We start from the raw sequence: 8,543 nt of genomic DNA, 5'->3' as shown, positions 1-8,543 counted from the left end.
GGACGAGATCGACCGGCGGTGCAGGAAGCCGATCACGGTCAGCAGGTAGCCGCTGCCGCAGCAGGGGTCCCAGACCATGCACGGCCCGCCGCCGCGCACGTGCAGGGCACGCTGGAACATCTCGCTGGCCAGCCGGACCGGGAAGGCGGGGAAGCCCGGCGCGGAATGCAGGACGGCCCCGCCCGCGAGGTCCTCGTAGTCGTCCCGTTCGGTGGCGTGACGGTAGGTCATGACAGGCGGCCGGCTCTCCGTCCCGTGGGAACGAGGCCGGCGCGCAACACGCCCTCCCCGCCGGGCCCGTCGATGTCGGCAATCCGCATGCGGGCACGCTACCAGCGCCGTCGCCGGGGCTCCCTTGGGCGCCCCGGGTCTCCCCGGGTCTCCCCGGCGCGACGACGACCCGGCACACGAGGAACGCCCCCCGCCCAAGGGGAGGCCGGGGGGCGTTGCGCCGCGCTCCGGGTCACACGGCGTGCCGTGCGGCCGGCCCTACCCTGTGGAGGGACGGGTGGGAACGGCCGAGGCAAGGGCACCGTATCCGCCGTCCGGCCGGTGGCGAAGAGTATCGAGAAAGAACCAGTCCGTTATCTGACTGGCTGCCCGACTTATGTCAAGGGGATGGTTCTCATGTCTCCGCAGCTCAGACGGCGAGGGCCGGACCCGCGGGTCACTGCGCGATCGGGAAGACGGCGCACGTCGTCGTGCCGTGGGCGTACAGCTTGCCGTCGGCCACGCCGGTGAGACGGGCCTCGGCGGTCGCCACGGTCCTGCCGACGTGCATGGCCGTGGCCTCGCACCGCAGCGTCCCCGTGTGGGAGAAGGCCGGGCGGACCATGTGCACGCCCAGCTGGGTCGTCGTGTAGGCGCGTCCGGCGGGGAGGCGGGTCATGACCGCGCAGCCGAGCGCCGAGTCGAGCAGGGTGGCGAAGTAGCCGCCGTGGATCGAGCCCATGGGGTTGTACTGGTGCTCGCCGGTCTCTCCCTCGAAGACGGCGACCCCCGGCTCGACGTGGACGAGAGTGAACCCCAGCGTGCCCGCGATCGGCGGCGGGGGGATCTTCCCGTCAAGCAGGGCCTGGAGGAAGTCCAGCCCGCTCATCTCCGGGCTGGGGAGGGTCTGCGGGGCCCAGCTGTGCGTGCGGGAGCTCACGGTCGTCGTCATGAGTCCAACTTTGGAACCCAGATGCCCCAAGACGCAAATCGGGCCACCGGTCACGCCCGTCGTCTCCTCCGACCGCGTTGTTGAGGATGATGGAGAAGGGATGGTCGTAGACCCAGGGACCCCGGGTCGTCTCCACCTCGGCCTTGTTCACGGTGAAGAACGCGGTGCCGTCACGTAGAACGTCATGTGCGACTGGTCCCAGTCCACGGCGTACGTGTGGAACCCGTCCTTGAAGTCCCCGCCGATCGTGTACGGCGACCCGATGCCGCCGCCGTTGCAGGCGGGGGGCGTGGATGGTCGAGTAGGCGGACGTACCGCCCGGTGCCGGACACCGCCAGGGTCGGTGCCGGCGCGCCGCCTCCCCCGGGCCGCGCGGCACCGAGCGTTCACGCGACCGACCGCGGACGCCCTCCTGCCCACGTCCTGGAATTCGCCTCGGCGCGCTGGACTTCCAGACCGTTCGCAACGGCGCCTCCGGGCGCATCCCCGAGTTGTAAGGAACCGGCATGAACCACGTCCCAGGCAGCGGTCGCGGCACCCGCACGCGGCCGGCGCTCCACCTGGCCACCGCGCTGGCCGTCACCCTGGCCCTCGCGGCGCCGGTGGCGGTCCCAGGCACGGCCGCGGCGGACGCGCCGGTCGCCGCCCCCGCGGCCGCCGGGACCACCGCGCAGTGGACGACGGTGACCGTCGCGCCGGGAGTGGAGGTGCGCACCGGCACGATCACCGACCCCTCGGCCGCACCCCGCTGGACCGTGACCGTGCAGGCCCCCGTGACGGCGCGGTTCACCGGCGCCCAGGCCTGGGCCGCGGTGGGACCGGAGTCCTGGGCCTCGGACACCGCGGCGCGGCTGCGGGCGGCGGGCTTCGAGCCCGACGTGCGGCGGATCGGCTGGCCGGGCTACAGCGACACACCCTCGGGCCTCATGGGCGTGCGGGTGCGGGTCGGCTCCTACGACACGCAGGACGCGGCGAAGGCGAAGGCGTCCGCGGTCACGGCGGCGGGCTTCCACACGGCCGTGGAGTGGACCGGCTACGACGCCGACCAGCCGGCCGACGTGGAGAACATCCACGTCGCCGTCGTCGACCCCCACGTCTTCCGCGGGTCGGTCGAGGCCACGCACGACGGGAACGTCACCCAGCGGGAGACGACGTCGTCGGTCGCGGCCAAGCTGGGCTCCCTGGTCGGCGTGAACGGCGGCTTCTTCGTCACCTCCGACGCCGACGGCGTCCAGGGCATCCCGGCCGGCCTCAGCGTCCACCGCGGCGAGCTCGCGTCGATGGCGGTGGGGTCGCGCGCGGCGCTGATCCTCGCGGACGGCGGACGCCGCCCCCGCGTCGCCGACCTGACCACGACCGTCACCGTGCGCGCCGGCCGCTCGGCCCGCGCCGTCCGCGGTGTCAACCGCACGCCGGGACTCGTGCGGGACTGCGGCCAGCCCGGCGGCACCCCCACCGAGGAGCCGCGGCAGGACGTGACCTGCGCCGAGACCGACGACCTGGTGGCGTTCACCCCCGAGTACGTCCACGCCCTGCCCACGGGCGCCGGCGTCCAGGTCGTGCTGGACGGCCGGGACCGCGTGGTGTCGGTCGGCGGCCGGGGCGGCTCGGTCGCGCCCGGCCAGACCGTCCTCCAGGGCGTCGGCCCGGCCGCTGACTGGCTGGCCGCCCACGCCTCGACCGGCGGGAAGGTCGCGCTCACCGAGGTCGTGCGGGACGCCGACGGCCGCAGGGTCAGGTTCGGCGCGGACGACAGCGTCGTCAGCGCCGCCCCCACGCTCGTGCGGGACGGCCGGATCGACATCGACGCGGCCGCCGAGGGCACGGTCGACCCGGCCGACCTGTCCTTCGGGTACGCCTGGGCGAACAACCGCCAGCCCCGGACCATGGCCGGTGTCGACGGGCGCGGCCGCCTGCTGCTGGTCACTGTGGACGGCCGCCTCAGCGGCGGCAGCGAGGGCTTCACCATCGCCGAGGGCGCGGCGTTCATGCGGTCCCTCGGAGCCGTCCAGGCGCTGAACCTCGACGGCGGCGGCTCGACCGCCATGGCGGTGAACGGCGCCCTGGTCAACCACACCTCCGACGCGACCGGTGAGCGCCCGGTCGGCGACACCGTCCAGGTGCTGCCGCGGGCGCACTGACCCGCACCGCCGGCGCCGCGCCGTCCTGTCCGGGCTTCCGGACGGGACGGCGCGGTCGTATGGTCGGGGACGGCGATTCCGGAGGTGCGCGATGCCGCTGCCGTCGACCGTCCGGGAACGGTGCCGGCCGTTCCTGGACCCGGACGAGGTGCTCCACTACCTGTTCCCCGCGTACACGCAGGGGGCGAACTTCATCTTCGCGGTGACCGACAGGACCATCACGATCCTGCACTGCGGCGCGTTCAACCGCGACCGTCCGAAGGGCGTGTACGCGCGGCTGCCCCGGGCGACCCGGATCGGACCGGTGAACACCAACCTCGACCCCGTGTTCCGGTGCAACGGCATGGGCTACCGCGTCGACGACCAGTACGTATCGACGATCCTCGCCGCCGACGCGGAGATCGCGGGGGCGCCGGTGCTGCCACCGGACCCCGAGTGGGAGACATAGAACGCCCGACTATCCCCTTTTGTGGGCCTTTCGCGCCATATCGAACCGAGAAATCGAACGCGCGCCGTCTGATTCACGAAATCCCTCATGTTCCTTCATAGCCGAACAGGCGAATCGGGCCAGACCAGAGGCGGGAGATTCCGCTCATCCGCGAGCCGTACGCCGTTCAGACAGGGAGACCCGGCCCGTCACCGTGACGCAACCGAGATTCGGGTCGCCTTGACACGCCCGCGAGACGAGGATTTAACTCTGATCGGACTTGTTTAATTATGTTCGCTAAAGACTGATTCTGCGCCCATTCGGGAGGCGTCATGTCTCACTCCGTCACTCCCCGCCCGTCCGGTCTGCCGGGGTCCCCCACGAGCCGCCGTTCGGTGCTCAAGGGGCTCGCGTTCACCCTCGGCGCGACGGCGGTCCCGGCCGGTCTCCTCACGGCCTGCGGCAGCTCCTCCAGCCCGTCGGGCACGTCGTCGGGCGGCTCGGGCGGCGGCGCGACGACGGTCACGTTCGGGTCGAACTACTCCGACCCGGCGCCCAAGGCGGCGTTCGAGGCGCTCACGAAGACCGCCGGACAGAAGGCCGGGGCGACCATCACGCTCAACACCGTCGACCACAACACGTTCCAGAACAACATCAACTCCTACCTCCAGGGCACCCCCGACACCCTGTTCACCTGGTTCGCCGGCTACCGGATGCAGTTCTTCGCCCAGCAGGGGCTGATCGCGCCCATCGACGACGTGTGGCAGAAGATCGGCGGCAACTTCGGCCAGGCCGCGCAGTCGCTGTCGAAGGGCCTGGACGGGCACTACTACTTCGTCCCGATCTACAACTATCCGTGGGTCGTCTTCTACAACAAGAGCACCTTCCAGGAGAAGGGCTACGAGATCCCCAAGACCTGGGACGACTACGTGGCCCTGCTCAAGAAGATGAAGGGCGACGGCCTGACGCCGCTGGCCTTCGCCGACAAGGACGGCTGGCCCGCGCTCGGCACCTTCGACATCCTCAACCTGCGGATCAACGGGTACGACTTCCACATCCAGCTCATGAAGCACCAGGTGCCGTGGACCGACCCGCGGGTCACCCAGGTGTTCCAGCAGTGGGCCGAGATCCTGCCGTACTGCCAGCCCGGCGCCACCGGCCGCATCTGGCAGGACGCGGTCAAGACGCTGGAGAGCAAGCAGGCCGGCCTGATGTTCCAGGGCACCAACCAGGTCGCCGCCCAGTACGTCACCGACGGCAAGGACCTGGCCGACCTCGACTTCTTCGCCTTCCCCGAGATCAACCCGCAGTTCGGCCAGGACTACATGGACGCCCCGACCGACGGGTTCTGCCTGGCGAAGAACGCCAAGGAGGACACGGTCGCGGCGGGCAAGAAGGTCCTGGAGTACCTCGGGACCGGCGACGCCGAGGCCACCTTCCTCAAGACCGACCAGTGGGACGTGGCCCTCGCCCAGGGCGCCAGCATCCCGACCTACAACGCGATCCAGAAGAAGTCGGTCGAGATGATCGCCTCGTGCAAGGCGGTCTCCCAGTTCATGGACCGCGACACCGACCCCGGCTTCGCCAGCAACGTGATGATCCCCTCGATCCAGAAGTTCATCAACGACCCGAGCCCGTCGGGGATCAAATCGCTGCAGGACAGCATCGAGGCGCAGGCGAAGACGATCTTCACGAACTGATGGCCGTACAGTCACGACCCCGCGCGCGGGGGATGACCCCGCGCGACCGGGTGCTGGTCGGGCTCATGCTCGGCATCCCGGTGCTCGCCGACCTGGCGTTCGTCTGGTTCCCCGCGCTGTCGTCGGTGGTGCTGTCGTTCACCCGATGGAACGGCATCGGCGGCCTCGACCAGATCAAGCCGTACGGCGTGGAGAACTACCGCATCGCGGCCACGGTCGACCCGCAGTTCTGGCCGGCCGTGCAGCACAACGCGATCTGGCTGCTGGTCTTCGTCTGCCTCGCCACGCCGCTCGGCATGCTGTTCGCGGTGATCATCGACCGGAACATCCAGGGCAGCCGCGTCTACCAGAGCGTGCTGTTCCTGCCCGTGATGCTGTCCCTCGCCCTCATCGGGATCATCTGGGAGCTCATCTACTCGCCCAACTACGGCCTCATCAACTCGATCACCGGCCACAACCACGACGACAACCTCGTCAACTGGCTCGGCGACCCCCACCTGAACCTCTGGGCCGTCCTCGTGGAGGCCTGCTGGCGGCAGGCCGGGTACGTCATGATCCTCTACCTGGCCGGGCTCAAGGCCGTCGACCCCTCCCTGCGGGAGGCGGCCCTGATCGACGGGTCCAACGCCTGGCAGACCTTCTTCCGAGTGGTCTTCCCGGTGATGAAGCCGATCAACGTGGTCATCCTCGTCGTGACGCTGATCGAGTCGCTGCGCGCCTACGACCTGGTCTACATCAACAGCCACGGCCCGGTGCTCCCCGGCCTGGAACTGCTGTCGATCCTGGTCACCCAGAACATCCTCGGCGAACAGACCCGCATCGGGTACGGCTCGGCCCTCGGGGTCGTGCTGCTGGTCATCTCGCTCGTCCCGATCTCGGTGTTCCTGTACCAGACCTTCCGGCGGGAGGAGCGGCCGTGACGGCACAGGCCCGATCCACCACGGCCCCGGCGGTGGCCGCCGCGAGCCGCCGGCGCGCGCGCGGCACCCGCCGCCCCGCCCGGGTGGCGGCGCTCGTCTTCATGATCACGGCGACGGTGCTGTGGCTCGTCCCGATCCTGTTCGCGCTGTACGTGTCCCTGCGCCCGGTGGAGGACACCGCCCAGAGCGGCTACTTCTCGCTGCCGCGCCACCTCACGCTGGGCAACTTCACCGACGCGTGGACGCAGTCGGACATGCAGCGGTACTTCCTGAACTCGGTGATCGTCACCGTGCCCGCCGTGCTCGTCACGCTGCTGCTCGCCTCCAGCGTGGCGTTCGTGCTGTCCCGGGTGCGGATGCGGTACACCCTGACCCTGCTGATCCTGTTCACCGCGGGCAACCTGCTCCCCCAGCAGGTCATCATCACGCCGCTCTACCGGCTGTACCTGCTCATCCCCGTGCCCGAGTTCCTCAGCGAGAACGGCCTGCTCTACAACTCCTACGCCGGGCTCATCCTGATCAACGTCTGCTTCCAGCTCGGCTTCTGCGTGTTCGTGCTGAGCAACTACATGAAGTCGATCCCGCACGAGATCTACGAGGCGGCCGTCGTGGACGGCGCCTCCCTGTGGACGCGCTACTGGAAGCTGACCCTGCCGCTGTGCCGCCCGGCGCTCGCGGCGCTGGCGACGCTGCTGACCACCTGGATCTACAACGACTTCTTCTGGGCCATCGTGCTGATCCAGCGCGGCGACAAACGCCCCATCACCTCGGCCCTGGCCAACCTCCAGGGACAGTTCGTCAGCAACCAGAACATGATCGCGGCGGCCGCCCTCATCGCGGCGATCCCCACCCTGATCGTGTACGTGGTCCTGCAGAAGCAGTTCATCGCCGGTCTGGCCCTCGGCTCCACCAAGGGCTGACCGGCCCCGCCGGCCCCGCGATGTTGATTCGTTGTTCACGCAGCTCAGAGAGGTTGATGATCAAAAATCCGGGCCGTAGATCGGAGGAGGGCGACCGGTCGTGCCGACGACCGGCCCCGCCGATCCGATCAGGAGGAAGCGCACATGCACCGCACGCTCCGCATCACGGTCCAGGGATCCGCACGGCGCCGGCTCGCGACGGTGGCCGTCACGCTCGCCGCCGGCCTCGCGGCGGTCGCCGGGTGGACGGCCCCGGCCGCCGCCGCCTCCGGGCCCGGCCCGGTCATGCTCACCTGCCGTGACTTCAACGGCGCCGGATTCATCAACTGGGACCTGCTCGTCCAGCTCAACCCCGACGGCACCGCGCGGTCGGCCGAGCAGTTCGGCGACGCCTACCTGACCGGGCTGCAGGTGCTCTCCGTGGAACGGACGGGGCGGCCCTCCATCGCCATCCGCGACAACGGCCGCTCCCTCGACTTCCACGGCGACGCCATCCTGCAGGCCGGGATCCCCGGCACCTCGTTCAACGCCTCGGGCCCCGCCCAGAGCTGCAGCGCCCACTTCACGTTCCCCCACCCGGCCGGCACCTACACGAACCTCACCCCGACGTCCTGACGGTCCGCGGCGGCAGGGTGGGCGGTCTCCGGCCGTCCACCCACGGGGGTCACCCCCAGCACTGCCAGGAGTCCTTGTCGTAGAAGTCCTGGAACCGGCTGACGGGCGGGTCGGCGCCGTACTGCCATCGGCAGGCGGCCTGGGTGTCGATCCCGAGTGTCTTCTCCCCCGCGCAGTACCACCCGTAGGCCCCGCGCCCGGAGACGTAGCGGGCACCGGTGCGGCCCCGGGCCCGGCAGTAGGCGGAGAAGTCGAGGGCGCCGAGTCTGCGGGTGGCGTGCCAGCACTGCCACGAGCGCGGGTCGAAGAAGTCGGCGACCCTGTCGGCGACCTGGGCGCTGTGGTAGGTCCAGGCGCAGACGGCGGTCGCGCCGTTGCCGGTCGCGTTCTGGCCGGCGCACCGCCAGCCGTAGGCGTCGGCGCCGGTCAGCCGCGCCGTCCCCTGCCCGGTCGCCCGGCAGTACCCGTCCCAGTCGGGCGCACCCAGCAGCCGCGCGCCGCCGGCCACGGCCGCCGACGGTGTGGCGGCGGCGAGGGACGGTCGGTCGGGGGAACCGGAGCGGCCGGACGTCGTCCCCGTTCCGGACGCGACCAGCGCCGCGGCGGCCGACGCGGCCACGGCCAGCACGGCCGCCGCGGCCAGGATCCCCCGGCCACG

General features: G+C 70.7%; 8 protein-coding genes and 2 pseudogenes. 6 read left to right on the top strand and 4 right to left on the bottom strand.

All coding sequences use genetic code 11. The features are described 5' to 3' along the window. From MPTA5024_RS41670 to MPTA5024_RS44790, 3 genes and pseudogenes are all read right to left on the bottom strand, one after another. Positions 1 to 231, bottom strand: a pseudogene (locus MPTA5024_RS41670) (rRNA methyltransferase); the annotation flags it as partial. A gap of 436 nt (positions 232 to 667) precedes the next feature. Continuing rightward, positions 668 to 1,162 (bottom strand): PaaI family thioesterase, encoded by a 495-nt coding sequence (locus MPTA5024_RS37660; RefSeq protein WP_036333256.1) that lies wholly within the window; start codon positions 1,160 to 1,162, stop codon positions 668 to 670. A 147-nt stretch (positions 1,163 to 1,309) separates the two neighbouring features. Beyond that, a complete protein-coding gene (locus MPTA5024_RS44790; protein ID WP_198167656.1) occupies positions 1,310 to 1,552 on the bottom strand; it encodes a family 16 glycosylhydrolase in 243 nt (80 codons plus the stop codon). A 116-nt stretch (positions 1,553 to 1,668) separates the two neighbouring features. On the opposite strand from MPTA5024_RS44790, the gene MPTA5024_RS37655 reads away from it, so the two are divergent. From MPTA5024_RS37655 to MPTA5024_RS37630, 6 genes are all read left to right on the top strand, one after another. Continuing rightward, a complete protein-coding gene (locus MPTA5024_RS37655) occupies positions 1,669 to 3,303 on the top strand; it encodes a phosphodiester glycosidase family protein (RefSeq protein WP_036333255.1) in 1,635 nt (544 codons plus the stop codon). Between the two features lie 91 nt (positions 3,304 to 3,394). After that, complete coding sequence (locus MPTA5024_RS37650) at positions 3,395 to 3,751, top strand: hypothetical protein (protein ID WP_036333254.1); 357 nt, start codon at positions 3,395 to 3,397, stop codon at positions 3,749 to 3,751. Positions 3,752 to 4,062: 311 nt separating this feature from the next. Then, on the top strand, positions 4,063 to 5,430 hold the full coding sequence (locus tag MPTA5024_RS37645; protein WP_084370333.1) for an ABC transporter substrate-binding protein: 1,368 nt from the start codon (positions 4,063 to 4,065) through the stop codon (positions 5,428 to 5,430). Positions 5,431 to 5,462: 32 nt separating this feature from the next. Next, positions 5,463 to 6,350, top strand: a complete 888-nt coding sequence (locus MPTA5024_RS37640; RefSeq protein ID WP_036333250.1) for a carbohydrate ABC transporter permease — start codon at positions 5,463 to 5,465, stop codon at positions 6,348 to 6,350. Beyond that, positions 6,347 to 7,270, top strand: a complete 924-nt coding sequence (locus MPTA5024_RS37635) for a carbohydrate ABC transporter permease (protein ID WP_051459164.1) — start codon at positions 6,347 to 6,349, stop codon at positions 7,268 to 7,270. The genes MPTA5024_RS37640 and MPTA5024_RS37635 overlap by 4 nt, the downstream gene beginning before the upstream one ends. A 144-nt stretch (positions 7,271 to 7,414) precedes the next feature. Beyond that, positions 7,415 to 7,885: a hypothetical protein gene (locus tag MPTA5024_RS37630; RefSeq protein ID WP_036333249.1), complete on the top strand. Its 471-nt coding sequence runs from the start codon at positions 7,415 to 7,417 to the stop codon at positions 7,883 to 7,885. A gap of 49 nt (positions 7,886 to 7,934) precedes the next feature. Here MPTA5024_RS37630 and MPTA5024_RS37625 read toward each other — a convergent pair. Beyond that, positions 7,935 to 8,543: pseudogene (locus MPTA5024_RS37625) on the bottom strand (hypothetical protein); the annotation flags it as partial.

The organism is Microbispora sp. ATCC PTA-5024, from assembly GCF_000511135.2.
Classification (GTDB): domain Bacteria; phylum Actinomycetota; class Actinomycetes; order Streptosporangiales; family Streptosporangiaceae; genus Microbispora; species Microbispora corallina.
Note: the sequence above shows the minus strand (reverse complement) of the source record. Positions and strands in the feature narration are given on the sequence as shown.

Bases quoted from the DNA above. Each gene is read 5' to 3' on its own strand.
- MPTA5024_RS37660 (WP_036333256.1), bottom strand. From the start codon at position 1,162: ATGACGACGACCGTGAGCTCCCGCACGCACAGCTGGGCCCCGCAGACC.
- MPTA5024_RS37655 (WP_036333255.1), top strand. From the start codon at position 1,669: ATGAACCACGTCCCAGGCAGCGGTCGCGGCACCCGCACGCGGCCGGCG.
- MPTA5024_RS37650 (WP_036333254.1), top strand. From the start codon at position 3,395: ATGCCGCTGCCGTCGACCGTCCGGGAACGGTGCCGGCCGTTCCTGGAC.
- MPTA5024_RS37645 (WP_084370333.1), top strand. From the start codon at position 4,063: ATGTCTCACTCCGTCACTCCCCGCCCGTCCGGTCTGCCGGGGTCCCCC.
- MPTA5024_RS37640 (WP_036333250.1), top strand. From the start codon at position 5,463: ATGACCCCGCGCGACCGGGTGCTGGTCGGGCTCATGCTCGGCATCCCG.
- MPTA5024_RS37630 (WP_036333249.1), top strand. From the start codon at position 7,415: ATGCACCGCACGCTCCGCATCACGGTCCAGGGATCCGCACGGCGCCGG.